This window comes from Longimicrobium terrae, from assembly GCF_014202995.1.
GTDB classification, from domain to species: domain Bacteria; phylum Gemmatimonadota; class Gemmatimonadetes; order Longimicrobiales; family Longimicrobiaceae; genus Longimicrobium; species Longimicrobium terrae.
The window spans coordinates 63,264-89,830 of record NZ_JACHIA010000021.1; the positions used below are offsets into that span (position 1 = coordinate 63,264).

The following is a 26,567-nucleotide window of genomic DNA, read 5'->3' on the forward strand; positions in this document are numbered from 1 at the left end:
CCGCCATAGGTTCGGTGTGCGGAGCGGAAAAACGTGTCAGAACAGCCGTAGCGGCGAGGAGATTCACAAAGATGGTGAATGACGCTAAACCTGTTGCCCTACACTCAAAGCCGACCAGCGAAGCCCCTGTTGTTCTTGAGCCGGAACAAGAACCGAAGAAAAACTCGCCAGTCAGCGAAACAGGTGACGACCGGCTATCGCCCCGGCTCTACAAGGGTTTGTGGTATTTAGATTTCCCGGAAGACAGGGGCGGGTTTTTCGGGAGTGGCAACTGACAGTCTGGACCGGACGCGGAGACTTCCGAAATGGATGACCCGCCGCAGACAAATGCAATCGCGCCACGACCGCGTAAACGCTCTCGTCAGAGGCAGCACGGTACTCCGCGCAGCTGGTGCGTGCCGCCCGCCATCCTGCACGATCCGGCCGAGACGATGGAGGGCGCCCACGTTCTGTGGGAGTGCAGGGGCGAACTTGGTCTAGTTCTCTGGCGCACGGTGCGGGACCTGTCACTGTGGGCAGCCACCCCGCCCGACAAACGGGGGCATCTGTTCACGATGGAGAGCGTGGTCCGCCGCGTGGAGGAACTGACGGATACGCTGCTGCCAGACGCCATCGCGTCTCCCGTGGATACGCTAAACGGAATGCTGACCCTCGGGGTGGGGGCCGATGCCAGCATCGTCACGATCTGCTGTCTGGAAGTCGCTACCTGGGCGCGTCGTGAGCGGCTGGCACATACGGCGATTGCGTTTGCACAGGCGGGGGCGCTGGTCTGCCCGGATTTCGCGGAAGCGGCGCTTTATACGGGCGTCTGCGCGTCGGAGGCAGAGCAGGACGCCCGCGCCGTGTCGTGGCTCCGTCGTGCCTTGACCCTCGCCCGACGGGAAAAAGACGGGAGAGCCTACGCGGCGAGTCTGGCGGCACTCGGCGCCATATACGAACGCGTACCGGCCGGCATCTCACGGGCTGAATGGTACTACCGCAAGGCGTTCAAAGCGGGGCGGCGCTTCGGTTCCCGTGACGCTCGCGTGCAGGCGCTGCGCGGCCTGCGTCGTATCGCGCTGGCACGCGGTGATGATGACGGCGCCGAATGGTTCGCACTGGCCGCGCGTCGCCAGAGACGGCCCCGCTCGGGCAGTCCCGACAGCTTCCGCGAATCCGCAGACGATACGGAGCACGAGCAGTGACGGAGTTTGACGCAGCTACCTGCGCCAATTGCATCCGCATCCTTCTTAACGGGATGGCAGAGACGCAACGGGACCACGCTGCCGCGTTCCTCATGGCCGAAGTTGAAAGGCTGTACCTGGCCGCCGGGGTCGCACCTCCACCGTGGATCGGTCAACTTCGGAGGCATGCAGACTGGAGTGCCCCGACTCCGCCGCCGCACTCCAGTTAGGCACCGGTTTCCCCGCACGGCAAGACAAACCGTTTTACCCCGGCCCACGCGCGCCGCCTCCCATCCGCTCGGTTGGCGAACTCGCGTGCTGCCGTTCATCCGAAATCTAGCGCGGAGTTGCGAGAAGAGAGCAGCGTAAGCCGGGTATTCTCAATCGATGTGAAGTACGCCCATTTACCTTTCCACGCGGAACGTGTACAATGCAGATGAGATTGCGCCATTTCATTGCAGTCGTCGGATTACTGTCCGCCACGGCTTGTGCGGACGCAGTGACAGCGCCGGAATCGGTTGCTTCCGGGGAGACAAGCGGGGCGGTTGCTCAGCGGGCGGGGGGGGTGCGTTACGTTCCGCAGGGGCAGGCGGAATATACGTGCGAGTTCCAGATCAAGGACAAGACGGGCGTTTTCCGCACGCGCGAAATGCGTGTCCCGTTCCCCACTTCTGAGGTGCATCCGACTGGCGCGGAGCGTGGGTACATCTACCGGGGCTACGCTGGTCGTGAAGTGGTGGTTTTGGCGCGGTGCACGATTCCGGCAACGGATGCTGCGCTTGCGCGCATGAATCGCTGGTTCAAGGTGTCCAGCAAGCAGCAGGCGCAGCAGCCCGCACCGACTCACATGTCTAACCTCGGCACCGGTGATTGCTGCACGCTTCCCACGGTGGTGGTGACCGGGTGCCAGTACGGCGGATTGTCTTACGAGGACGGGGGCTGCAACTCACCATCGCAGCCAATAGAGGACTACACCAACTGCTATTATTTCGGTGAGTGTGGCGGGGGCGGGGGCGGGGGCGGGACAGGTTCGGGAGGCGGGGGTGGTCCGTCCCAGCCGCCCACAGTGACCCCCTACGAACAAGGCCCGGTCGCATTCGCGATCTGCGTTCTCGGTGCGCTCGGGTCATTGGCGGCTTTCGATGCCGTAGCAGGATCGTTTTCCGAATGGTGGTCAGCCCGCCAAGAATACGATTCGGCCCGGCGGATGCTGGATATGATCTACGCAAATCCCGACTACTTGGAGCCCGGAGCAAAAGGACTCTGGGAATACAGGGTAGAACAGGCTAAACTCCGGATGGATGCTGCGATTGGTGCAGTACGGTCGGCGACGGGAGTCAGCTTCATCACCTTGGGGACAGCGGCTACTGCATGTGGCGTCGCCATCGTCCTTCCCACCATCTGATAGCTGAGGAAAAGGATGACTCGTTATCTGGAGCACAGAGCGGAGCCAGAGAACGCAGCAGATGGCCGCAAATGGCGCTATTTCCGCCGTGTGATGTGGGCGGTGGGCGCGGCTTCCATCATCGGGATCGCCGATCAACTCCGCGCGTTAGGCTGGCTCGCTCTGGAGAAGGCGGCGGGTAGTTCCGAACCGTGGAGCGCGACAGGTTGGCCACTGCTTTTCCTTGCAGGGTGGGCACTTCTTGCTTTCTCAGCCTATCGGGTGGTGCGCCAGAACAGGGTGCCTCCCACGTGGGGCCTTGTGGCGCTTCTTGTTATCTCGTACGTGGCGCTGGGGCTCCAGACATTCAGGCGGTGACAGGAACTCAGGCCGTGCATTTCGCGAGAAGTGCGCGGCCTGCCAGTTTCAGAGCTATAGAGCGCCCGCCGCCCGTGAGATGGCGCGTGGCGCCGAACGGCCACGCAATAAGCCACGGCAGGCGAGCGGGGGCTTGTCCCCCCCAAGCCTGCCGTTCCGATTTTTCCGCCTTTCGGTTTCTCGCCGTCGCACGTAAGGCGTCCAGCCTATTCCGGTCGGAATCACTCGTCCGATGTGCCACCCTCACCCTGACGGAATACAGGCGCCAGCACCGAACCCGTGCTAGACGGAAACGGCTACCTGGGAAACGGTGGTCGGAGCTACGACGGAAGTGCGGGCGGCGGATATATCGGTGCGGGGCGGTCTACCGATCCCGGAGCGCCGACAAGCTCCGAATCTGGACTGTCTGACAACGGGCACGGGTTCGGTTCGGGCAATTGACACCGGACACACCAGCCCAGCGGTGCTGCCCGCCGGGCTGGTGTCAACGGAGGTGTCAGTACGCCCGTGCAGGCTGCTTAGAACGGAGGATTTCAGCGTGCAGGTTGCGCGTGCGCCGCAGAAAATTCGTTCTCCCGCCTGCATGTTGCTCCTTTGGCTGCTCCGGTGTAACCTCTGGGGGAGGGTTGTCGGCGGCGGGTGGCCCGGCGTGCGGGGCGGAGTTCGGTGCGTGGACGGAATGGGTGGAACAAAGGAATCCGCCGCTCCGAAAGCCGAAAGCCCCGAACGGCGCGAATCGCGCCGTTCGGGGCTTCAACCGCAACAGACGCGCGGCGGATTGCGGGCGGAGTTCGCTCGTCGCGGGGAGCATGGCGCGCCGCAGGACCGATCGCGGACGAGAAGGTGGCGGGCGAAGATCGATCGCGGACGAAGAGGTTGCGGACGCAGGATGGCACCCCTCGCGGGCGCTCCTGACGCAGTTGAAGCCCCGAACCGGACGCGCCAGCGGCCGGTGTCGGGGGTTCCCGCTGTTCGAGCGGCGGATTCATTCGCTCAACGGGGTTCGCTCACGCGACGAACTCCGCCCCACACGCCGGCCCATCCGCCCGCCGACAACCCTCCCCCAGTCTTTTTTGGGGGAGGGTGGGCGAGTAGTACGAGCCCGGGTGGGGGCCGCCGTGATGCCCGCCCCGACGCACCGGCATCCATCCCCGCCATCCCTCGCACTCACGCACTAACGCACCCCGCACTCACGCACTTCCCCTCCCTCCCTACAGCCAGAACCAGATATACGACGGCTCCGGCTTCTCCGGGCGGCGGCGGCGCGATTCGGCCGTGCGCGGGGCGCGCGCCACGGTCAGCAGGTTCTGCCCCGCCGGCAGCCCCTGCACCGGGATGTGGGCCACGATGCCGCGAATCCCCGTTTCCGGGTCCGTCGCGAAGCGGAACGCCGGCGCGATCGGCTTTCCGTTCAGCGCCACCGGCTGCAGCCGCGTCCAGCACGCCAGCAGCGCGCCGGTCCGCCCGGGTTCCACCGGCACCGCGCGCCCGATCCGGACCCCGCCCTCGTTCACCGGCCGCACCCCCGGGCACTGCTCCGGCAGCGATTCGCCGTGCAGCATGGGAACGTAGGGGATGAACAGCCGCACGTACGGGCCCTCGATCACCTCCGACTGGATGAACGGCGCCCGCTCCCGCACCTCGCCGGGCACGCGCTGGTCGGCGTAGAAGGCGCCCGTCACCGCCATCTCGCCCGCCTCGTCCGGATAAAACGGCGAGCCGCCCACCCGCAGCAGCCCGTACCCGATCATCACGTCGTGCGCGAACACGTAGGCGAACAGCAGGCCCACGCCGGCCATCAGCATCGGACGCCGCATCCCGCGGCGCGCGTTGCTGTACAGCGTGATGAACATCACGCCCACCGCGGGCATGGCGCTCAGGTAGTACACGGCCGCCGCCAGCCCGCGCAGCCCCCGGTGCGCCGGCCCGTCCGGCTTCGCCGCGGGGCCGTACCGCCGGTCCAGCAGCAGCAGCATCGCGGGAAGCACCGCGAGCAGCGCGCCCACGCCCAGAAACACCGGCGCAAACGCGGCCGGAACGCCCATCCCCTTCGAGGCGAGATAGGCCACCCCCGCCAGCAGCCCCATCACCAGCAGGCTGTACAGGCACAGCGACACCAGGGAGAACGCCAGCGGAAACAGCACGCTGCAGAAGCGGTCCGCCGCATCAATCTGGGACTGGATGCGCCCCATCCACCGGCGGTACAGCTCCGTCGACACGGGGCCGTAGGTGGTGTTGTCCCAGTTGATGCCGCGCGGGTACACCGACTCCAGCCCGATCAGCCCCACCCAGTACCCGCGCGCGGCCAGGTGCGTCAGAAAGAAGATGATGAGCGTGTACAGGGCCACCTTGATGTACACGTACAGCATCATGGCGCCCAGAAAGGTGCCGCCGTCCGCGTGCACGCGCGTGCGGTAATACTGGCCGTCCACCCACCCCGGCAGCTGCAGCAGCGAAAAGACGACGGCGCCGGAAATGAGCAGTTCCAGCTCCCACGGGCGCACCTGCGGCTCGTGCGGAGAGCTTTCGGGGAACGAGGGAGCGGCGGGATGGCCGGAGGCGGCGTCCGGTGTCGGGGTCTGCATCGGGATGGGATGGGACGGCGGAAGGGGAGGCGGATTGTACAGGGTTTGCACGCCCCGGTACGAGGCTTGCCGCCCGGCCCCGCTCACCCTGGACTCGGGAGGCGCGGATGGCGGATGAACTGAAGCCCGGCGATCACGTGGAGTGGAACACCTCGCAGGGAAAAACCACGGGGCGCGTAGAAAAGAAGCTGACGCACGAGACGCACGTCAAGGGGCACAAGGTGGCCGCCACGGCGGAGGAACCCGAGTTCCTGGTGCGCAGCGACCGGTCTGGCGCCGAGGCCGCCCACAAGCCCGAAGCGCTGCGCAGGATCTGACCGCCGCGCCGTGGCCGGATGGAGTTTCTCGCGCGGAGCTGCGGAGCCGCGCGGGAGGGAAAAGACGGAAAATTCCCGTCCTCACTTCCCTCCCCGTGTCTCCGCGGCTTCGCGCGGAAGCCTTCCGGGACGGCGCATCCGCCGCTTTTCCACCCTCCGCCCCGCGGGTATGTAAACGATAGTTCCACTGTCTGGACGCGCACGCGCCGGCCGGACGGCGGCACGTTCGGGGATTGCTCTGCGGCGCGCGGCGCGATAGTGTTGCGCCACTGTGCGCGAATCCGCCACCCGCCATTCTCCCCTGGCCCGCGCGGCCTGAGCGCCGTTCCGCCACCCGTTTCCGACCTGCGGACTGCCCTGCGCGGCGGGTCCGCTCGCCCCACTGACACACCCGCACTCCCGCCGAGCATGAGCGGCAACCCCAATCCCCCCCGCTGGCCCGCGGCTCCGCTTTCCCGTCGCGGCGCCCTTGCGCGGCTGGGATCGCTGGCCGGCGCCGCCTTGCTGGCCGGCTGTGACAGCAGCCCCACCGAACCAGAGCCGGTGGTGACCGAGCCCGGCGTGCGCGACGTGCGCGCCTACGGCGCAAAGGGGGATGGCACCACCGACGACACCCGCGCCATCCTTTCCGCCCGCAACGCCGCGGGGCCGGGGGGAATGGTCTTTTTTCCGCCGGGCACGTACCTGACGGGCGCGCTGACCATGCTGCCCGGGCAGACGTGGTCGGGCGCCAGCCGCCGCGGAAGCCAGCTCGCGATGATGGAGCGCGGGGCGCGGTCGCTGGTGGCCATGGAGGGAGCGGACTGCACGCTGCGCGACCTGGGGCTTACCACCCGGCACCGGGAACTCCCCGACGCGGCCCAGCACGCCGTGGGGATGACCGGAACCGGCCACCGCGTGCAGTCGTGCTGGATCGACACCGGCTTCTGGTGGGGCGTGTTCATCTACGAGCAGGCCACCAGCTGCGGCGTCGTCGACACCGAAATCGACGGCACGGTGGGCGCGCACTGCGTGGAGATCAACCAGAGCAGCTACTGCTTCGTGGAGCGCTGCCACCTGCGCAACAGCCTGCACAACGGCGTGGAGATCTATCCGCAGGCCGAAGACGGCTGCTACGGCATCCGCGTCGTGGGCAACCGGCTGGAGAACTGCGTCGGCGCGGGCATCGCCATGTTCGGCGGGCACGGGTGCCTGCTGGACGGAAACTCGGTGGTGGGCAACCAGACGCACGGCATTCTGATGGACGCGGTGGAGCCGCGCCGCCCCGAGCTGTACCCCGCCACCGACAACCGCGTCACCAACAACCTGATCCTGAACTCCGGGGTGGACTCCGGCGGCTTCGGCCTGTGGATGGTGAACACCACGGCCACGCTGGTGCAGGGCAACACCGTGTCCGGCTCCGGCAACGGCGGGATCTACGCGGGCTCCAGCCTGCACTCCCTCATCGCCAACAACTGCACGCTCAACGGCCGCACCGGGATCGTGGTGAACGACTTCGTGACCGGCGTCACCATCATGGGCAACCAGTGCAACGACAACAGCGCGCTGGGGCCGGAGTTCGGCCACGGCATCTCGGTGGCGGGGTCCGCGCACACCGTCACCGGCAACGTGTGCTCCGACACACGCCCGGTGAAGCTGCAGGAGTACGGGATGGTGCTCAGCTGCAGTGACAGCGTGGTGACGGGAAACGTGCTGTCGGGCAACGTGCGGGGCGGGCTGTTCGATGGCGGGCAGGACAACGTCACCGTGGGGAACACCGGGTGATGCGCCCGCGGCGCCGCACGCGCGGGGGACGGCGGGGGCTTCTGGCGTGCGCCGCGCTGCTGTGCGCGTGCGGCGAGCCCACCACGCCGCCGGTTCCGGCCGCGCTGCCCATCGTCTTTGAGCTGGTGCGTCCCGGATCGCTCTACCGCCAGCTTTTTCGCACCACCGGCGACGGCGCGGCGGACGTGCTGCTGACCGGGGTGGGCGCGGCCCCGTCGCAGGCGGCGTGGTCGCCGGACGGCTTGCGCCTGGCGTTCAGCAGCCCGCCGCTGGACCAGCCGCTGCAGCCTTCGCGGCAGATCTACGTGCAGGACCTGGCGGGCTCCCCCGCGGTGCAGGTGACGGACGCGGCGTACGGGGCGCGGTTCCCCACGTGGGCGCCGGACGGGGCGCGCATCGCCTTCGTGGGCGGGGCGGGTGCGTTCAGCACCAGCGTGTGGATCACGGCCGTGGGCGAGGGCGCGCCGCGGCGGCTGCCCAACACGCTGAACGCGGAGACCAGCGCCATCTCCTGGTCGCCGGACGGGGAGTGGATCGCCTTTTCCATGGGCACCAGCCTGTTCCTGACCGACACCACCGGCGAGCGCACCGTGCGCCTCACCGCGCCGCGCCCCTGCGGCGACCGGGAGCCCGCGTGGTCGCCGGACGGCGCGCGCATCGCGTTCGCGTCGTGCGAGCTGGGGTCCAGCGCGGCGGACGTGGCCAGCCGGTCCGTGGTGGTCATGAACGCGGACGGCTCCGGGCGGCGCACGGTGACGCCGGACTCACTGCACGCGTACACGCCCACGTGGTCGGCGGATGGGGGATACCTGGCCTTTTCCGCCACGCGGCGCGGTGCCGGGCGGACGGACCTGTACGTGATCCCCGCGGCGGGCGGCGCGCCGGTGAACATCAGCCTGCACGGCGAGGGCGACAGCTTCTTTCCGCGCTGGAGCCCCGTCATCCCCGCCACGCCGGTTCCGTAGTCCGCGTCGCGGATGGCCGATCGCCGCCGTTCTCGATCGACCGTCGATCGTGGAGCATCGATCAGCAATCATTGATCGGCAATCATCGACCAGGATGGAGAAGAGGCCGCGCTCGTGTGAGTGCGGCCTCTTTTTTCTCGTCATCCACGATTTCGGAGGTGGGACCATCGGACCCGGTTCTGCTTCGGACGGTTTGCTCAACGCCGGCCGGGGAGGCCCCTCCCCCGGCCCCTCCCCGTGCAAACTGCCGCACGGAGAGGGGAGAACTCACACCGGAAACCACGTATTTCGTGAGGTGCGGGCTCACGGCTGGCCGTGACGGCTCCGCGGGTTGGTGCGGCGAGTTCTCATGCGCTCACGCACCTCAGGCCGTGGTTCGGCGGCGTGTGATGAGGCATGATGGGTCGGGGGCCAAGGCATGGCGCTGCGGCTCGGATGCGGGGCTCCGGCCGCTACCGGAGCAGCGGATACGGGTTCTGGTTGACGCCGCCCCAGTACTTCCGCGGGTCCGCCGTGGTGGACACCTCGAAGTGCAGATGATAGTTGCCCGGTCCCGCATCCCCCGTGTTGCCGACGTAGCCAAGCACGTCACCGCGGCGCAGCGCCCGGCCTTCCACCATCCGCGGCGCGTAGCGGTCCAGGTGCGCGTAGTAGTAGATGGTGCGCTGGTCGGGCGCCAGCTGGTACAGCGTAATGCCGCCGCGCTCGCTCTGAAAGCGCTTCATCACCACCCCATCAGCGGCCGCCACCACCGGCGTTCCGCGCGGCGCCATGATGTCGATGGCGTCATGCCGGCGGCCCTGCCCGCGCGACTGGTCGTAGGTGTTCACCAGATCCGCCGCCTTCACGCCCTGCACGGGAATCAGCAGCCGGGCGGTGCTCGCGACGGCCGCGGGCGCCAGCGGCTCCGCCTCCAGAGCGGCGACGGGCGGCGCGGCAGCGGGAGGCACCGCCGGTGCGGCCGGAGCGACGACGGCGGGAGGCGGCACGATCGGCGGCGCGGCGGCGATCAGCGGGGGCGCGTGCGGGGCGACGGCCGGCGCCGGTGCCCAGCCGAGCGCGACGTTCACGCGCCCGAACAGTTCCGGCACGGCCCATCCCGCGGCCATCACCGCCGCGAGCATGCAGAGCGCGCCGAGCGTGAACGGGATCAGGAACCGGGAGCTTCGCATCGGGGCATCGTCCTCACACTAGAACCGCCGGCAAGCTTCCCGGCCGGCCCGGCGCGTTCACGCCGGGCCCCATCGCACTCCATCGTCGGTGGACGGACTGACTTCCCCGCCCCACCGGCGTCATGGGCGAGGACCGGCGGTGGACGCGGATTATTGAACAGTTGGTAAATGAAAGGTAGTGCCCCGTCTCCGGATCACCAAGAAACTTCGTGGACGAGGGGAGCGCGCGTCGCGCCGGAGCCGGGCGCCTGGAGTGGCGGCTGGGCGGGCCCCCCGTCGATCGATCGGGAGGATGAGACTGGCGGCGGACGCACGTTCCGCCATCGACCGGACGAGGGATGCTTGACCGGATACATACATTTGCAACCGGCAGATCCGCTGGCGCGCCGGTTGCTCGGCGCGTGCACCGGCATCCACATGACGCGATGGGCCGCGGCGCACTCACGCACCCCGCACACCGCACTCACGCACTTTCCCCAACGAGTCATCCGTGTCCGATACGCATCTGTTTTCTCCCCTGCGCATGCGCGGCGTGGAGCTGCGCAACCGCATCGGGGTCAGCCCCATGTGCCAGTACAGCAGCAGGGACGGCTTCGCCAACGACTGGCACTACACTCACCTGGGCAGCCGCGCGGTGGGCGGCGCGGGGCTCATCATCACCGAAGCCACGGCGGTGACCGCGGACGGGCGCATCACCCCGGACGACCTGGGCATCTGGAGCGACGAGCACGTGGAGGGCCTCACCCGCTGCGCGCGGCTGATCGCGGAGCACGGCGCCGTGCCGGGCATTCAGCTGGCGCACGCGGGGCGCAAGGCATCCACCGCGTCGCCGTGGAAGGGCGGCAAGACGGTGCCGGTGGAGGAGGGCGGATGGGAAACGGTGTGGGCGCCCAGCGCCATCCAGTTCGGCCGCAGCAGCAAGGTGCCGCGCGAGATGGGCGCCTCCGAGATCCGCGACGTGATCCAGGCGTTCGTGGATGGCGCCACGCGCGCGCTGCGGGCCGGCTTCAAGGTCGCGGAGATCCACGCGGCGCACGGCTACCTGCTGCACACCTTTCTGTCGCCGCTGAGCAACCAGCGCACGGACGAGTACGGCGGCAGCTTTGAAAACCGCATCCGCATGGTGCTGGACGTGGTGGACGCGGTGCGCGCGGTGTGGCCGGAGGACCTGCCGCTGTTCGTGCGGATCTCCGCCACGGACTGGGCGGATGGGGGGTGGGACCTGGAGCAGTCGGTGCGCCTGTCCGAGGTGCTGCGCCAGCGCGGCGTGGACCTGGTGGACTGCTCCACGGGCGGACTGGTGCCGGGGGTGCAGATTCCGGTGGGGCCGGGCTACCAGACGGAGTTCGCCACGGCGATCCGCACCCAGACCGGGATGCCGACCGCCGCGGTGGGGATGATCACCGCGCCGGACCAGGCGGACGCCATCATCCGCGAGGGGCGCGCGGACGTGGTGCTGCTGGCCAGGGAGATGCTGCGCGATCCGTACTGGCCGCTGCGCGCGGGCAAGGCGCTGGGCCACGCCGCGCCCTGGCCCGTGCAGTACGAGCGCGCCGCGGATTGAGGTAAGGTGGAGGCAGGGCGGGCGGATGAGGGCCGGACGCATCGGCGCATGCGGAGAGTGGCCCCCATCCCCGACCCTTCCCCCAAAACCCCTGGGGGAAGGGAGACCTCAGCGTGTCGGCGGCATCGGTTCGCGCCCGCGGCCGTCGTCCAGCGGTTGCGACCGTGCTTTGAAACACACGAGGTCCGCCGCCGTGGACTGCGGACCGCGGATGCGCTTGGTCGCGGGTCGCGATGCGGTTGAAGCCCCGAACGGCGCGCGAATAGCGCCGTGTCGGGGCTTTCCGCTGTTGGAGCGGCGGATTCATTCGCTCAACAGGGCCAGGCGCGAGACAATCGTTTGGGAACGGCTCACGCTCTCAGCCGCGCCCCAACCCTCCCCCGGTCTTTTTCGGGGGAGGGTTGGCCGGTGGTGCCGGCCCGGGTGGGGGCCGCCCGTGAACCCGCCACCCGCACCGATCCCCGAACCCGCATCAATCCCTTCCCGACATCACGCCGCCTGCATGTCCATCACGAAGCGGTAGCGCACATCACCCTTTTCCAGCCGCGCAAAGGCTTCGTTGATCTGCGCGGGCGCAATCACCTCGATGTCGGCGACAATGCCGTGCTCGGCGCAGAACTCCAGCATCTCCGCCGTCTCGCGCGTTCCGCCCACGCCGCTGCTGGTAATGCGGCGGCGCCCCATCGTCAGCAGCACGGGGGTGAAGTCGAACGTGTCGGGAATGCCCAGCGAGCACAGCGTTCCATCAAAGTTCAACGCCAGGAGGAACGGGTCCATCGCGTACGTCGTGGACACGGTGTCCAGGATGAAGTCGAAGCGAAACGCCTGCGCCTTCATCTGCTCCTCGTCGCGCGAAAGCACCACCTCGTGCGCACCCAGCGCCATCGCCTCGTCCACCTTGGCCGCGGAGGTGGTGAACGCCACCACGTGCGCCCCCATCGCCCGCGCAAACTTGATGGCCAGGTGCCCCAGCCCGCCGATGCCCACGATCCCCACCGTCATCCCCGGCCCCACATTCCAGTTGCGCAGCGGCGAGTACGTGGTGATCCCCGCGCACAGCAGCGGCGCGGAGGCGGCGGGGTCCATCCCCTCGGGCAGGTGATACACGAAGCGCTGATCCGCCACGTACAGGTCGCTGTAGCCGCCGCGCGTGCGGGTGCCGTCCACACGGTCCACGCCATCGTACGTCAACGTGGGAAAGGCGCGGCAGTACGATTCCATCTCGCGTTGGCACATCTCGCACTCGCGGCACGAGTCCACGATCGTGCCGATGAGCACCTTGTCGCCCGCGGAAAAGCGGGTGACGTTCGCGCCCACCTCGGTGACTTCGCCCACGATCTCGTGGCCGGGCACCAGGGGAAACTCGTTGCCCCACTTCTGCACGGAGTGGATATCGGTGTGGCACACGCCGCAGTACAGAATCCGCACGGCGACGTCATCCGGACGGGTGGCGCGCCGCTCAAAATCGAAGGGCACGATGCTGCCGCCCTTTTCCATGGCGGCAAACCCGTGGGCGGGGCGTGCGGTGCCGGCCGGTGTCGCGGTCGCTTCCATCTGGTCTCCCGTTCGCATACGTTACACGTTGACGATCACTGTAAAGCAGTTTAACGGATTTACAGATCATGTCAAGTGTAAGCACCCGCTCCGCCGCGACGTCCATGGATCCCAAGGAACGCAGGATCACCGAGGCCGCCATGCGCCTCTTTCACCGCCACGGCTACCGCAAGGTGACGATGATGGACATCGCCGCCGAGTCGGGGATGTCGCGCCCGTCGCTGTACGCCGCGTTCGCCAACAAGGAGGCGGTCTTCAGCGCACTGATGGACGACCACTGCCGTGTGAACGCGGCCAAGGCGGACGCGGTCGTGGCGGGAATGGGCAGCCTGCGCGACAAGCTGGAGGCGCTGTTCGAGATCTGGATTCTGGAGCCGTTCGCATCCGTGGCGGGTTCGGAGAACGGCGCGGACCTGCTGGCCAACTCCACCGTCTACGCGCCCGAGGCGTCCACGGCGCTGTACCACCGGTTCCGCGAGCAGCTTCTGGAGGTGCTGCGGCCGGAGATGGCGGAAAGCGGGGGGATGAGCGCCGGGGACCTGGCGCACTTTCTCATGATGGCCGTCCGCGGATTGAAGGCGACCACCGCGACGGAGGAAGAACTGCGGCGCCTGACCACGACCCTGATCGCCATGGCCGAAGCGACGGCAAACGCCTGATCGCGATCGCGGATGCGCGCGCTGGCCGGATCGGGGAGGGTGATGGATGGATGAGATTGACCGCCCGGGTGGTGCGGATGAGATCCACCGAACGCGAGAAGGGCCGCCCATGCCGGGCGGCTCTTCTGCGCTCCATCCTGTCGATCAGCGAGGCGCGGCGGGCGCCGGCTCGGACGACGGCGGCGGAATGACGAACTCCGTCTCACGCTCCACGCCGTCGCGCCGGAACCGCACGACGAAGCGCGTGCCGGTCACATTGGACCCGTGGAACAGTCCGGGAGCCTCACCCGAGCGCCCGTTCACCGCCATGATGCTGTCCCCGACCTGGAGGCCCGCCCTGTCCACGGTAGAGCCCGGAACCACGTAGCTCACCCTGGGCCTGGTGGGCGCCGACGGAACGATGCGCCCGTCCGGCAGGGTCCGCGCGCTGCCAGTATAGCTGTAGTTCATCCCGAACCGCCGCGGATCCCGGCGCGGAGTGCTGTCCTGCGCGGGACGCGCCGCCTGGACGGCCGGCGCCGGAGCCGGAGCCGGTACAACGGACGCGGCCGGACGAGTGAACCGGACGCTGGCCGCCACCGGCGGGGCCGCGGGGCGCACCGGCGCCGCGTGCACCGCCGCGGGGGCGGTCCGCGTCTCGCGCGCGGGGTCCGCGGCCGGAGCGGCCGGCCGTGCACGGACCACCGCCCGCGGTGTCTGCGCGTCGCGGGCAGCCGTTGCACCCTCCGGCGGCCGCACCACGACCGTCACTTCGCGCTCCACGCCGCCGCGCCGCAGCCGCATCACGAAGCGCTCCCCCGTCACGTCCATCCTGCCGAACACCTCGGGCCGGCGCGCCTCGGCCCCGTTCACCGAAACGATGGTGTCGCCCTGCAGCACGCCCGCCTCTTCCGCGGCCGAGCCCGCCGTCACGTACGCAACGGTCGCCAGGTTGGGATACGACGGATACGGCGGCCCCGCGCTGATGTCGATGGGGCCCTTGAGCGCCCATCCCACGCCAAAGCGGCGCTGCTCCGCCGGGCTCGCCCCGACGCCGACCTGCACCATGCCGGTGCCGCCCTGTTCCCAGTACGTGGCCTCGTTGGCGTGGGTGGGCGGATTGGGGGAGCGGCGCAGCGTCTTCATGGTGGCGACGGGGCCGCGGCCGTCCGCCACGTCGCAGGCGATGACGACGGACGCGGCGCACAGCGCCAGCACGGGAAGGGCGCGCGCACGCATGCGGCGCGGTCGAGGGGTGGTCATGGCGGTGATCCTCTGCTCGAGGTGCGTGGCGGGCTCGCCCCAGGCCAGGGCGAGCGGGGACAGCCGGTGCGAGGCGCCGGCCGTTCGCAGCAGCGCGCGTCCGTACGCGCGCGGGGACGCTTCGCGGGCCAGCACCCGCGCGTCACAGTCAATCTCCAGCGCCAGCCGCAGCCGCCGGTGCTGCCACCAGAGCGCCGCGTTCCACGGTGCCAGCGCCACCAGCACCGCGCTGGCCGCCAGCACCCACGTGTCGCGCGCGGCCAAGTGCTCCTTTTCGTGCGCGATGATCAGGCGCCGCTCCTCGTCCGGCGCGTCCGCCACCCACCGCGGCAGCACGATGGCCGGGCGCAGCACGCCGATGACGGCGGGCCCCGCGCGATCCGCCAGCAGCACGGGCGCGCCGTCCATCACGGCCGGCGTCCACCGCGCGCGGGCCCGGTGCATCCGCGCGGCCGTGACGGCAAAGAGCAGGAGCAGCGCGCCGCTGGACATCAGCCACGCCCATCCCGCCACCTCCGCCGCCCGCTCCATCGCGGACGGGCCGTTGGGCGCCGGGGCCGCCTGCGCGGGGCCCGGCGCGTCACCCACGTCAATCCAGCCGCCGGTCACCGGCGCGGCCGCGGGTGCGCTGAAGCCGCAGCACAGCCGCGACACCTGCGGCAGCAGCGCGGGCGCCCAGAACGCCAGCGCGGGAACCATCAGCGAGCCCGCCAGCGCCCCGAGCCAGATCCACCGGCGCGGCCGGCCGCTCCACGCCGCCACCCGCTCCGCGCCCAGCGCCGCCATCGCCAGCAGAATTCCCACTGCCAGAGTGCGCACGAGGATCATGGGTTCTCCTCTTCTCCAAGGCGTTCATCCAGCAGGTCGCGCATGCGCTGCAGCTCTTCGGCGGGGAGCTGGCGCTCGCTGACGAGCTGGGCCAGCAGCATGGACGCGGAGCCGTGAAACACCTTGTCCATGATGCGGCTGAGCGCGCTTCCGCCCGCGTCCTGCTGCTCGATGACGGGATAGTAGCGGTAGGCGCGGCCTTCCTTTTCATGCCGCACGAAACCCTTTTCCTCCAGCGTCTGCAGGACCCAGAGCACGGTGGTGTAGGCCAGCGAGTCGGCGAACTGCCGCCGCACCTCGGTGACCGTGCCGGATCCGGCGCGCCACAGGATGCTCATGGCATCCAGTTCCCTTCCCGTCAGGCGTGTCTCATCAACCATCCGTGCTCCTCAGTTACGGGTCCTCCCGTAGATTAATCGCGGACGATTCCGTTGTCAACGGGTTTTCCCGTAGATGATGATCCGTCCGTCTCCCAAGGCAGTCCGCGGGTGAAGCCGGAGGCGCTGTTCGTGGTCTGGATGCTGGAGTCGTGCGGGTCCGGAGAACGGCGCGGACCCGCCGCACCGCGACGCACCCGAGGCGTCCGGGGCGCTGTATCAGCGCTCAGGGAGCCGCTATCGGAGGTGCGGAAGCCGGAGACGGCGGAAAGTGGAGGGCCGAGCGCGTCCGTGGCGTAAAGGGTGTCGCCACACCCGGGCGACGGGCGCTCACCCGGACGGCGCGGGCGCGCCAGGACTTCCGCGTCTCGCCCCGCGCGCGGTCAGCCCCGCGAACAGAAACGTCCACGCGGGCGCGCTGACAAACAGGAGCAGCAGCGGCGCGTACGAGGACGTGGCGCTCGCGGCCCGCCACTTCCACTCCGCCAGGTCCAGCGCCGCGGGCACCGCAGCCGCCAGCACGGCCGAGGCAATGGCGATCCGCCGCGCGGCGTGAGGCTCGCGCACACCCGGCCAGGCGCGCACCACCCGCCACGCGCATCCGTACCCGGCTGCCGGCACGGGGAGCAGGACCAGCGCGATGCTCGAGGAGATTGTCAGCGAGAGTTCCCTTCCGATCGCCTCGTCCCAGTACTCGAATCCGTACACCGCGATCACGAGCGCCACGGCGTCCGCGCAGGCCCAGGTGAGCGCAAACACGAGCATCTGCCGCCAGAACCGTCCACGAGCCATGGTCGTTGATCGGATGGAGGTGAAAGGGTCCGGGAGACGCGGCGTTTCAGCCCGGCGCCCGCCCGCCCTTGTTTGAGGCTGGATGCACGGCGGGAACGGCGGCGGCGATCAGGCGCGCCGCCATCGACAGCGCCAGCGCCGCGATCGCCGAACCGAAGATGAACCAAGGGATGAGCACGGCGTCCGGCACCGTCGGCGGCTCCATGAACGGCGGCACGCGCAGATGGTCGTTCACGGCGGGCACGAGCAGCCCCGCGCCGACGGCGATCAGCGCGCCGACGTAGTTGATCCGCGCGCCGGGCCAGGAACGCGCGCGCCACCACGCCGTCCCGAAGCCGACGATCGCAACCGGCTGCACGAACGCGACTTGAAAGAGCAGCGCCAGAGTGTAGCTCGCCGTTTTCCCCACGTCCGGATCGCCCGGGTTGTCGGCCAGCGTGATCGCCACCGATGCCGTGTACGCGATCATGAACAGCGTCACCTGCGGCCAGAACCGCCCGCGCACCACGCCGTTCCTGTCCCCACGCCGTGGGCCGATGGACGCCGGCGAGTGGATCACGTCCGTCGGCGGATGCGCATGCGCTGCGGCCGGCCCGGCGAGCGCCGAGCGTCCGCTCCGCGCCCCCCACGCCGCCGCCCCGGAAAGCATGAGCGCGATGTACGGCGCGGCCAAGAGCCCGAGCGGCGGAATCAGCGTCCCTCCATCCGGTCCATTCATCGCCCGGGACAGCAGCGGCGCCAGCACACCGGTGCCGATCACGATCATCCGGCCCGCGCGCGGATCTGCGGCACCGGGCCAGTGGCGGACGCGCCGCCAGACGATCCAGAACCCGCCAACCGCGATCAGCAGCACCGTCGCCATCCCGAGCGCGAGCCACGGCAGTTCGCCGCCCGACAGGCCGAGTGCCTCCTCCGGCACACGGAGGAGGAGAACGGCCGTCATGGCGGCGCGGACCGCCGCGTACACGCCGGCAAAGACGAGCAGATCAGACGACAGGCGCCGGGGCTGCATCATGCGTTCGCGTCTCGGAGGAGGTGCGGCGGGCGACAGGAGGTTGAGGTCCTGCGCGAAGTCCGCGATCCGTGATTCTACATGCCGGGCGCAGCACGGACGAGTCCCCGGCTGCACGGATGATCAGAGTGCCACTGGTTCGCCAAGGCGGCATCCTGAGGAGGCGCCGAAGGTACCTGCCTCCGCCCTACAGCCTGGCGCCGACGAAGGATCTGCTTTCCCCGCGAGAACGGGCGTGCGTCCCGCGACGTTGGCTCGGCGGAGAGCAGATCCTTCGGTCGCGCAGGACTTGGCGTGGTGGAGAGACCGGCGCGCGCTCCCTCAGGATGACGCCTTTCAGGCGGGGATTTGACGCGAGGGAGGGCTGCGGGCCGGTGCTCGACACGCTCTCGGGCCACGGGCGGGGGTTTGACGGGAGAGAGGGCCGCGGGCCGATGCTCGACACGCTCTCAGGCCGCGGGCCGGGGGCTCGACACGCTCTCAGGCCGCGGGCCGGACCTCGACACGCTCTCGAAACAGCGTGTGAGGCCAGTCCTGGCCAGCCGGGTTTCGCGGCACCCCTTGAGGCCGTCATCCACCCGCGCGTCACACGATTGCCGGTCCGGACGGTTGTACATACGTTTCCTCCTCCCTCCCGCTGCACCTTTCTCCAGATCTCCATGCGACATCTTGCCCGTTTCGCGGCCGTGCTGGCCGCGATCTCCCTTGCCGCGGCGTGCGATTCTCCCAGCGGCAGCGGCACTCCGCCCGCGCGCGAACTCAGCGCCGCCGCACCCATGGACGGCACCGTGCGCGCCGGCTCCAGCGGGGACGAATTCATCATCCGCTTTCCCGACACGCGGTTCCAGATTCAGCTGCAGGCCCGCAGCGGCAGCGCGGCCGACACGCTGGTGGCCGAACTGGTGAACGCCGCGGGCGCCTCCATGGCCCGCGTCACCAGCGTGGGCAACGCCACCGGGTTCGCCGGCGAGACGGCTGACCTGGTGACGCCCAGCGGCGAAACCCTGACGTGGAAGCTGCGCGTACGCGGCCAGAGCGCCAACGACCAGGGTGCGTACTCCGTGCGAATCGTCCCCTTCGCCAACGCGCCCGAAACCCTTTCGCCCACCGTGGTCTTCGGCCGGTGGCTCATCGGCGAAACGCTGGAGCGCGCCGACGACGCCGACGAGTTCCGCTTCTCGGTCACCGGCGAAGAAGACATCCTGCTCCACCTCGCGACCCCCGTGTCGGCGTCGGGACCGGTGCGCATGGTTCTGGTGAACCGCGGGACCGGCCAGGAGATCACCCGGTTGCTGATTGACGGCGGCCTCGCGAACGCCCGCACGCACAAGTATCAGCTGCTCCCCGCGGGAGAGTACGCGGTGCGCGTGTCGGCCTTCCAGCCCACCCAGTACATGGTGGGCACCGTCTACTCGCTGCGCCTGGACCGCATCAACCACGGCCCGGAAAGCGGATCGGGCGCCATCACCCTGGGCGCCGTCTTCGGCGACAGCGTAAACGTGCCGGGCGACATCGACGAGTACACGTTCACCGCGCGCGCCGGGCAGTACATCAACCTGATGATGCAGCCGCTGGACGGGCTGGGGCAGCAGCTGTACGGGCAGGACATCGGCGTGCGCATCCTGTTCAACGGCGCGCAGGTGGCGGAGCTTTCGCCGCGCGCCGCGGTGGCGTCGCTGGACGATTACGGCACCGGGCGCATCCGCCTGGAGCAGGCCGGCGTGTACACCATCCGCGTCGTGGGGCAGGACGAGATCATCCGGCCGGTAGACCGCGTGGGCCGCTACCGGCTGGAGCTGTACCCGGTGGATGAACGGCCGGAGAACGGGGTCCGGCTGCAGCTGGACGGCGGGCTGGTGGCCGGCGCCCTGGAGCGGGCGGGAGACATGGACGAGTACACGTTCACCGGCGCGGCGGGGCAGTACGTGATGATGCAGATCCTGTCGTCGGACACCGCCTCCGGGGCCATCCAGGCGGAACTGCTGGGGCCGGGCGGGGCCTCGATGCGGTGGGTGAGTACCCGCACTCCGCGCAGCCCCCTGCTGCCCGGCCACTACAGCTATCGCGTCCAGCTGGAGGCAGCCGGCACGTACACGGTGCGCGTCTCCAGCTTCCAGTCGTTCTACGCCCGCGGCGGCTATTCGGTGGAGGCCTACACGGTTTCCGACGCGCCGGAGCACATCCCGGCCACCATCCGCGTGGGCGAAACGCTCACGGGTGAGGTCATCGACCGGCCGGGCGACCTGGACATCTTCAGCGTGGTGGATGATCCGCGGCGCGAGGTGAACCTGTTCGCCTGGTACGAACCCGGCGGGTACTTCAGCGCGTACCTGATGATTCCCGGCGAGATCTTTCCCGTGTTTACGTATCGCGGCCCGGCGACTCTGGACGGAGAATCCACCGGCCGGGTGATCGTCCCGGCGGGCACGCGGCTCTACGTGGACCCGTCGGTGGCCGGCGGGCTGGAGGTGGCCCAGGAAATGGGCCGGTACTCCCTGCGGCTATTCAACATCAACCGGGCTCCGGAACGCCGGGCCGCGCCCATCGCCCTGGGCGAAGTGGTGGAGGGCGAGCCGCTGTACCCGGCCGGCGACATCGACGAGTTCATCCTGCAGATCACCGAAACCACGCCCGTGTTGTTCATGTGGGCTCCCGCGGAGGGCTCCGGCCTTTCCGCGATCCTGCGGGATGGGGTTACGGGGCAGCCGGTGTGGCACAGCCAGAGCAGCACCAATGGCGTACCGGAGCGCGAGGCGACGCTCGCCCCCGGCCGGTACCGTTTTCAGGTGCTGAACGAGAGCGTCATCGCTCGGTCCAACCACCACGCCGCCGCCACGCTGAACTACCGCTTTTCCGTCACCCGCAGGTAGCGGCGTGGCTGCTGGATGATGAAAAGCGCGGCCCGGTTTCCGGGCCGCGCTTTCTCGTTTCCTTCATCTCCATCGATCGCACCCATCGTCCACCGCGGCATCGCAACCGTTTCTGGTCGAGGCACCGCACACGCTCCACGGATTCCAAGCCGCCTCCATCTCCCGTGCCGAGCGCACAGTCCGCCGCGCGCGATCGACAGAAAAAGGACGCGCATCAGGTGGTCCGTCGGCCGGCCATGCGCGCCATCCCCGCCCACGATCAGTGGATGGGACGGGATCGCCGCCGGTCATCACCAGCAGAGCCGGCGATCTGCCCCGGGAAGCGCGATCATGCTCCTCCCAAAAAACCGCGATGAACTCCGCACGGGCGCGGAGGGCGGAGCGAACGCGCGCGGCCTCGGCACCCGGGTGAAGCGGTGATCTGATCGCGTCTGTTGGCGGATTCAGGGGCGCAGATGATCGATGCGGACCGGCTCCAGCTCCGCCAGCGCGTCGGCGATGAGGGTGCGATGGCAGTGCGCCGGATCGGCCTCGAAGCAGAGGAGGCATACGCGTTTTCCGCCACGCACTAGGTCGGCCAGGGTGTGCAGCTCCGCCTGCGCTTCCAGCGTGCCGAGGTGATCGGCAAAGATAGCGCGCATCTCGTCATGGCGGCCGGCGCGCGCGGCGGCGCGGCCGTCCCTGGGTGTGCCGAGGGCGCGCAGGTGCAGGTAATCGACCCCGATCCCCCGCACGTTCCCCGACAGCGCCGTCTTGGCGAACCCCGGCCGCCGCGAGCTCGCCACCGCCCGCACATCCACCAGCAGCTCCACCCCGCCCTCCCGCAGCGTCTCCAGAAACCGCTCCACGGTGGTGTTCTCGTACCCGATGGTGCAGACCGTCGTCATTCCGCGCCCGGTTCCGGTTGATCAGTCCCCCTATTCCCTATTCCCTACTCCCTATTCCCTATTCCCTGCCCCTCCGTCACGCCGGCCGCCGCTCCAGCCGGTTGCGGATGCGCGACACCAGTTCCGGCCCCACCACCGGCTTGTTCAGGAAGTCGTCCGCGCCGGCGGCGAACACGCGGTAGATGGTGTCCGCGTCCGACCGCGCCGTCAGGAACACGATGGGGACGTGGCGCCACTCCGGGTCGCTGCGCACCACGCGGCACAGTTCGATCCCGTTCAGGTGCGGCATGTCGATGTCCAGCACCAGCAGATCCGGCTTCACGGACCGCAGCTCCGTCCAGAACCGGAGGGGATCGTTGAGCGTGTGGACGGCAAAGTGCTGCGGCTCCAGGATGGCGCGCAGCCCGCCCGTGACCGCGGGATCGTCGTCCACCGTGAGGATGGTCTGCCGCGCCGCGCCGGCCACCGGCAGCATGCGCTCCAGCGATTCGCCCACGAACCCCGGCGCCAGCGGCGGATGCAGGATCGTGCGCGCGCCCATCTTGAGGGCGCGCACGCGGTCCAGCAGCGCGTCGCGGTCCGTGTACGCCAGCACGGGCACGCCCGGCGCCCGCCGCGCCGCCTTGGCGAACGCGTCCCACTCCGCCTCCCCTTCCCCGCGCAGCCGCAGGTCCAGGAACACCGCGTCCGGCCGCAGCGTGCCGTCTTCCATCTCCGCGTCCGAGGCGGCGCGGAGCCCGCGCCCGCGCACCTCCGCGGACACCTGCTCCGCCAGCGCCTCGTCCGGCGTGGTGATCCACAGCACCGGCGGGTCGTTGGGCGCGGTGGCGACGACCGGGGCCGGTTCGGGGGTGGCCGTTTCGGCCGCGCGCGCCAGCACGTCCGCCTTGAGCCGCGCGGCCAGTTCCGCCATTCGTGGCGCGTGGCCCCGCCCCACGGGGCTGCCCAGGATGTGCTCCAGCTCGCGCGCCTGCACCGAGCCCTGCCCCAGCCCGAACGTCCCCAGCGCGCCGGCCAGGCGGTGCGCCTCGCGCCGCGCGCCCTCGCGCATGGGCTCCGTGAGGCGGTCGCCGGCCACGAACTCCGCCGCGCGCTCCAGCACGGCGATGCGGTCCAGCACGGGGCCGCGCGCCCGCTTCCACACCTGGGCGAGGGCGTGGCTCAGCCGCTCCTGCGTGCCCTCCGCGGAATCCAGCGGCACGCTGGGGCGCTCGGCGGGCGTCACCTGCACCAGCCGCGACACGGCGCGCAGCAGCTCCGACCGGTCCACCGGCTGAAAGAGCAGTTCATCCACGTGCAGGTCCGTCACCAGCCGCCGCAGATCCGCTTCCTTCACCGACGATGCATCCAGTTCCATCGTGTACAGCACCGGCAGGTCCTTGAGCCGTTCGTCGGCGCGGATGCGGCGCACGACGGCGGCGGCGGCGGGATCTTCCACCGAGGCGTCCAGCACCAGCAGGCGCCCGCCGTCGGTGCGGAGCATGTCGAGCGCTTCCTGGCCGGAGAAGGCCATTTCCACCGTCACGCCGGGAAGGCGCTGCGCCAGCCAGTTGGCGGCGCTGCCGGGAAGGCCGGCGATGAGGATGCGGAGCATGGATGCACGGTGAGCGGGAGAAATCGGGCGGCGGGCGGCGCGCGCCCGGAAGGCTGCGGAAAGAGTACGGGTCCCGCGCCGCGCGCGAAAGGCGCGCCCCTCTCGCGCCGCGGGTGAATGAGCACGCCGCGGCGGCGGAATCGGTCGCCACCCGGTCGCGGGCGGAGCTCACGGCGGCCCCCACCTGCGAGAGCGGATGAATCCGCCGCTCAAACAGCGGTAACCCCCGACACCGGCCGCTGGCGCGTCCGGTTCGGGGCTTCAACCACAACGGAGCGCCGCGCTTCGAGCCGCAGTCCGGCGTGCGCGCTGAGGTCTCCCCCTCTCCCGCTTGCGGGAGAGGGGGCCGGGGGGAGAGGGGTGCCGGCCGCCACGCCAAACTGTCCGGAGCACACGTCAATGCAGTTCTCTCCCCTCTCCGTGCGGCAGTTTGCACGGGGAGGGGCCGGGGGAGGGGCCCGCCAGGCCGCCGACGGGCCGACCTTCGCCACTCGGGACGATCCTGGGGTGTGCTCGGGCACCGGACCCGTCGCATGCACCTCATCCACCCGATCGCGATCCCGAAAACCCTCCTCCGCACCCGGTCCGCGCCCCTCGAACAAACGTTCCAGCGCATACCGGTGTCCTATCCGCGTCCCTCCACACCCCCGCACGTTCCGGCACGCCCCACGGCGGAGCCGCGCGCGGGGGCGGCGCGCCCGCCGTGCGCGCGGAGACTGGCCGCGAAGACATCCGCGGCGTACCATTCGGCATCATCCCCCTAACCCCACTGGCAGATCGTGCGAAGCATTCTCTGGCTCGGCCCCGTGGCCGTGGCGCTGGCCGCGGCGTCGTGCGCGCCGGCCACCCGCGGCACACCGGCTCCCGCCCCCCGTGCGGGCGCTCCGGGCGCGGCACAGGCGGGCGCTCCCGCGGCGGGCGGCGCGGCCTCCGCGGCCGGCGGCCCCGGCGGCGGCGCAGGCGCCTCCACCCCGCGCGCCCCGCGCCCCTACGCGCAGGTCATCACCTCGCGCGCCAAGTCCGACACCGGCGGCATCACCGTGCACCGCGTGGACGAGCGCTGGTTCATGGAGCTCCCCGACTCGCTCATGGGGCGCGACTTCCTGCTGGTGGGCCGCGTGGCCGCCACGCCGGAAGACTTCGGCGCGTACATCCCCGCCGGCGCCACCGTGCAGGAGCGCATGGTCAAGTGGGAGCGCCAGGGCGACCGCGCCATTCTGCGCGCCGTGCCCACCGCCGCCTTCGCGGACGACTCGCTCCCCATCGCCCGCTCCATCGCCAGCAACTACCTGGGCGCCATTCTGGCCGCCTTTCCGGTGGCGGCGTACGGCAGCGACAGCAGCGCCGTCATCGACGTCACCGAGTTCTTTGGCGGCGACACGCCGGCGCTCAGCGGCCTGAGCCAGCAGCAGCGCGACCAGTACAAGGTGCGCCGCCTGGACCCGTCGCGCAGCTTCATCAACACCATGCGCAGCTACCCGCTGAACGTGGAAGTTCGCCACACGCAGACCTTTGAGGCCACCGCGCCCCCGTCGGACCGCACCGGCGGCACGGTGACGCTGGAAATGCGCGAGTCGCTGGTGCTGCTGCCCCGCACGCCCATGCGCCCGCGCTTCGCGGACCCGCGCGCCGGCTTCTTCGGGGTGGAGCGCATCAACTACGGCCTGGACGAGCAGAAGGCCGCCACCGAAAACTTCATCTCGCGCTGGCGCCTGGAGCCCAGCGACCCCGCGGCGTACGCGCGCGGCGAGCTGGTGGAGCCGGTGAAGCCCATCGTGTACTACATCGACCCGGCCACCCCCATGCAGTGGCGCCGCTACGTGCGCGAGGGCGTGGAGCAGTGGAACAGCGCGTTTGAAAAGGCCGGCTTCAAGAACGCCGTCCGCGCCATGGACCCGCCGACCGCGGCGGAAGATCCGGACTGGGATCCGGAAGACATCCGCTACTCGGTCGTCCGCTGGGCCGCCAGCACCACCCGCAACGCGCAGGGCCCCAGCACGGTGGACCCGCGTTCCGGCGAAATCATCGAGAGCGACATCGTGTGGTACCACAACCACATGCGCTCGTACCGCAACCGGCTCATGATCGAGACGGGCGCCGCCAACCCGGACGCGCGCTCGCTCAACATCCCCGAGTCGCTCATGGGCACCACCATGCGCGAGGTGATCACCCATGAGGTCGGTCACGCGCTGGGGCTGCCGCACAACATGATCGCGTCCGCCTCGTTCCCGGTGGATTCGCTGCGCAGCGTGAACTTCACGCGCAAGTACGGCGTGTCGGCCACCATCATGGACTACGCGCGGCAGAACTACGTGGCGCAGCCGGGTGACGGCCTGCAGCCCACGGACTTCATCCGCCGCCTGGGGCCCTTCGACGACTTCATCATCGAGTGGGGCTACCGCGTGTTCCCGCAGGCCGCCACCCCCGAGGCGGAGCGCCCCATTCTGGACCGCATGCTGAGCACGCAGAGCGGCCCGATGGCGTACCGCTACCTGCCGCAGTACCTGTCGGGGATCGATCCGCGCGCGCAGACGGAAGACCTGGGCGACGACCCGGTGGGCGCCACCACCTACGCGGTGGCCAACCTGCGCCGCGTGGTGCCCAACCTTCCCGCGTGGACGGCCCGCGCCGGCGAGGACGACTCGGACCTGACGGAGCTGTACGGCGAGACCGTCGGCATCTGGACGCTGTACATGCGCCACGTGACGTCGGTCATCGGCGGCATGACGGTGGAGCCGCGCACGGCGGTGCAGCCGGGCGCGGTGTACTCGCCCGTCGCGCGCGCCCGGCAGCAGCGGGCGCTGGCGTTCCTGGCGGAGAACGTGGTCCGCACGCCGGAGTGGCTGGAGCCGTCGGCCATCACGCAGCGCACGGGCACGTCGCCGCTGGCCAACGCGCAGTCGGCCATCGTCCGCGATCTGCTGGACGCGCGCCGCCTGGACCGGCTGAGCATGAGCACCGAGATGAGCGCGTCGGCGTACTCCCCCGCGGAGTACATGGCGGACCTGCACCGCGCGGTGTGGAGCAGCCGCGCGCCGGACGCCAACCTGCGCGGCATGCAGCGCACGTACGTGGACCGCCTCGGAGTGCTGGTGAACCCGCCGGCGCCCGCGCCGGCGATGTTCGGCGGTGAGGGCGGCGGCGCCATTCCGCCGCTGCTGGCGCCGGTGAACGTGATGCGCAGCGACCTGCCCGCGCTGGCCCGCATGGAACTGCGGAACATCCGCGCCGAGGCGGACCGCAACGCGGCCGCCACCAGCGGCATGCAGCGCGCGCACTGGATGGACGTGTCGGCCCGGGTCGACGAGATCCTGGACCCGACCACCCGCACCGCCGCCCGGTAAGCTCCGGCGGTTTCCGGTGGATGGATGAAAGCGGGTCCCGGGCATCAGCCCCGGGACCCGCTTTCTCGTTGCTGCCCCGGCCGCGGGTGACGGCGGCTCATCCGTATCATTGCGGC

At 70.0% G+C, this 26,567-nt stretch carries 19 protein-coding genes; 10 read left to right on the top strand and 9 right to left on the bottom strand.

The annotated features are described in order from the left end of the window. Positions 1-395: 395 nt before the first annotated feature. The 3 genes from HNQ61_RS23400 (at position 396) to HNQ61_RS23410 (ending at position 2,925) form a co-directional block, all read left to right on the top strand. On the top strand, positions 396-1,184 hold the full coding sequence (locus HNQ61_RS23400; protein WP_170035093.1) for a hypothetical protein: 789 nt from the start codon (positions 396-398) through the stop codon (positions 1,182-1,184). A 544-nt stretch (positions 1,185-1,728) separates the two neighbouring features. Beyond that, positions 1,729-2,568 (top strand): hypothetical protein, encoded by an 840-nt coding sequence (locus tag HNQ61_RS23405; RefSeq protein ID WP_170035092.1) that lies wholly within the window; start codon positions 1,729-1,731, stop codon positions 2,566-2,568. 15 nt (positions 2,569-2,583) lie between these two features. Beyond that, positions 2,584-2,925: a hypothetical protein gene (locus tag HNQ61_RS23410; protein ID WP_170035091.1), complete on the top strand. Its 342-nt coding sequence runs from the start codon at positions 2,584-2,586 to the stop codon at positions 2,923-2,925. Between the two features lie 1,211 nt (positions 2,926-4,136). Here HNQ61_RS23410 and HNQ61_RS23415 read toward each other — a convergent pair. After that, complete coding sequence (locus HNQ61_RS23415) at positions 4,137-5,510, bottom strand: hypothetical protein (protein ID WP_170035090.1); 1,374 nt, start codon at positions 5,508-5,510, stop codon at positions 4,137-4,139. A 107-nt stretch (positions 5,511-5,617) separates the two neighbouring features. On the opposite strand from HNQ61_RS23415, the gene HNQ61_RS23420 reads away from it, so the two are divergent. From HNQ61_RS23420 to HNQ61_RS23430, 3 genes are all read left to right on the top strand, one after another. Next, a complete protein-coding gene (locus tag HNQ61_RS23420) occupies positions 5,618-5,827 on the top strand; it encodes a hypervirulence associated TUDOR domain-containing protein (protein ID WP_170035089.1) in 210 nt (69 codons plus the stop codon). Between the two features lie 408 nt (positions 5,828-6,235). Beyond that, entirely contained in the window at positions 6,236-7,591 is a 1,356-nt protein-coding gene (locus HNQ61_RS23425) for a right-handed parallel beta-helix repeat-containing protein (protein ID WP_170035088.1), read from the top strand. Next, positions 7,591-8,556 carry a TolB-like translocation protein gene (locus HNQ61_RS23430; RefSeq protein WP_205761549.1) on the top strand — a complete coding sequence of 322 codons (966 nt, stop codon included), beginning with the start codon at positions 7,591-7,593 and terminating at the stop codon, positions 8,554-8,556. Before HNQ61_RS23425 ends, HNQ61_RS23430 begins: the two co-directional genes overlap by 1 nt. A 452-nt stretch (positions 8,557-9,008) precedes the next feature. On the opposite strand, the gene HNQ61_RS23435 is transcribed toward HNQ61_RS23430, so the two are convergent. Continuing rightward, on the bottom strand, positions 9,009-9,728 hold the full coding sequence (locus HNQ61_RS23435) for a M23 family metallopeptidase (protein WP_205761547.1): 720 nt from the start codon (positions 9,726-9,728) through the stop codon (positions 9,009-9,011). A 490-nt stretch (positions 9,729-10,218) separates the two neighbouring features. Between HNQ61_RS23435 and HNQ61_RS23440 the strand changes: the two genes are divergently transcribed. After that, on the top strand, positions 10,219-11,292 hold the full coding sequence (locus HNQ61_RS23440) for an oxidoreductase (protein ID WP_221239720.1): 1,074 nt from the start codon (positions 10,219-10,221) through the stop codon (positions 11,290-11,292). A 489-nt stretch (positions 11,293-11,781) separates the two neighbouring features. On the opposite strand, the gene HNQ61_RS23445 is transcribed toward HNQ61_RS23440, so the two are convergent. After that, positions 11,782-12,846, bottom strand: coding sequence for an NAD(P)-dependent alcohol dehydrogenase (locus HNQ61_RS23445; RefSeq protein ID WP_170035086.1), 1,065 nt, complete (start codon positions 12,844-12,846; stop codon positions 11,782-11,784). Positions 12,847-12,914: 68 nt separating this feature from the next. Here HNQ61_RS23445 and HNQ61_RS23450 point away from each other — a divergent pair, with 68 nt between their 5' ends. After that, on the top strand, positions 12,915-13,505 hold the full coding sequence (locus HNQ61_RS23450; RefSeq protein WP_170035085.1) for a TetR/AcrR family transcriptional regulator: 591 nt from the start codon (positions 12,915-12,917) through the stop codon (positions 13,503-13,505). A gap of 144 nt (positions 13,506-13,649) precedes the next feature. On the opposite strand, the gene HNQ61_RS23455 is transcribed toward HNQ61_RS23450, so the two are convergent. From HNQ61_RS23455 to HNQ61_RS23470, 4 genes are all read right to left on the bottom strand, one after another. Continuing rightward, positions 13,650-15,575 carry a M56 family metallopeptidase gene (locus HNQ61_RS23455; RefSeq protein WP_170035084.1) on the bottom strand — a complete coding sequence of 642 codons (1,926 nt, stop codon included), beginning with the start codon at positions 15,573-15,575 and terminating at the stop codon, positions 13,650-13,652. Next, the gene (locus HNQ61_RS23460; RefSeq protein WP_170035083.1) at positions 15,572-15,955 is read right to left on the bottom strand and encodes a BlaI/MecI/CopY family transcriptional regulator; all 384 of its coding nucleotides are present in this window, start codon (positions 15,953-15,955) and stop codon (positions 15,572-15,574) included. The genes HNQ61_RS23455 and HNQ61_RS23460 overlap by 4 nt, the downstream gene beginning before the upstream one ends. Positions 15,956-16,282: 327 nt before the next feature. Next, positions 16,283-16,744, bottom strand: a complete 462-nt coding sequence (locus tag HNQ61_RS23465; protein ID WP_170035082.1) for a hypothetical protein — start codon at positions 16,742-16,744, stop codon at positions 16,283-16,285. A gap of 46 nt (positions 16,745-16,790) precedes the next feature. Continuing rightward, complete coding sequence (locus HNQ61_RS23470; protein WP_183685817.1) at positions 16,791-17,606, bottom strand: hypothetical protein; 816 nt, start codon at positions 17,604-17,606, stop codon at positions 16,791-16,793. An 809-nt stretch (positions 17,607-18,415) separates the two neighbouring features. Here HNQ61_RS23470 and HNQ61_RS23475 point away from each other — a divergent pair. Further along, positions 18,416-20,626: a hypothetical protein gene (locus HNQ61_RS23475; protein ID WP_170035080.1), complete on the top strand. Its 2,211-nt coding sequence runs from the start codon at positions 18,416-18,418 to the stop codon at positions 20,624-20,626. Positions 20,627-21,069: 443 nt separating this feature from the next. Here the strand turns inward: HNQ61_RS23475 and HNQ61_RS23480 are convergent, their stop codons facing one another. Both HNQ61_RS23480 and HNQ61_RS29335 read right to left on the bottom strand, forming a co-directional pair. After that, entirely contained in the window at positions 21,070-21,513 is a 444-nt protein-coding gene (locus HNQ61_RS23480; protein WP_170035079.1) for a DUF488 domain-containing protein, read from the bottom strand. Between the two features lie 76 nt (positions 21,514-21,589). Continuing rightward, on the bottom strand, positions 21,590-23,107 hold the full coding sequence (locus HNQ61_RS29335; protein WP_170035078.1) for a response regulator: 1,518 nt from the start codon (positions 23,105-23,107) through the stop codon (positions 21,590-21,592). 779 nt (positions 23,108-23,886) lie between these two features. On the opposite strand from HNQ61_RS29335, the gene HNQ61_RS23490 reads away from it, so the two are divergent. Then, on the top strand, positions 23,887-26,451 hold the full coding sequence (locus tag HNQ61_RS23490) for a zinc-dependent metalloprotease (RefSeq protein ID WP_170035077.1): 2,565 nt from the start codon (positions 23,887-23,889) through the stop codon (positions 26,449-26,451). The last annotated feature ends 116 nt before the right edge of the window (positions 26,452-26,567 follow it).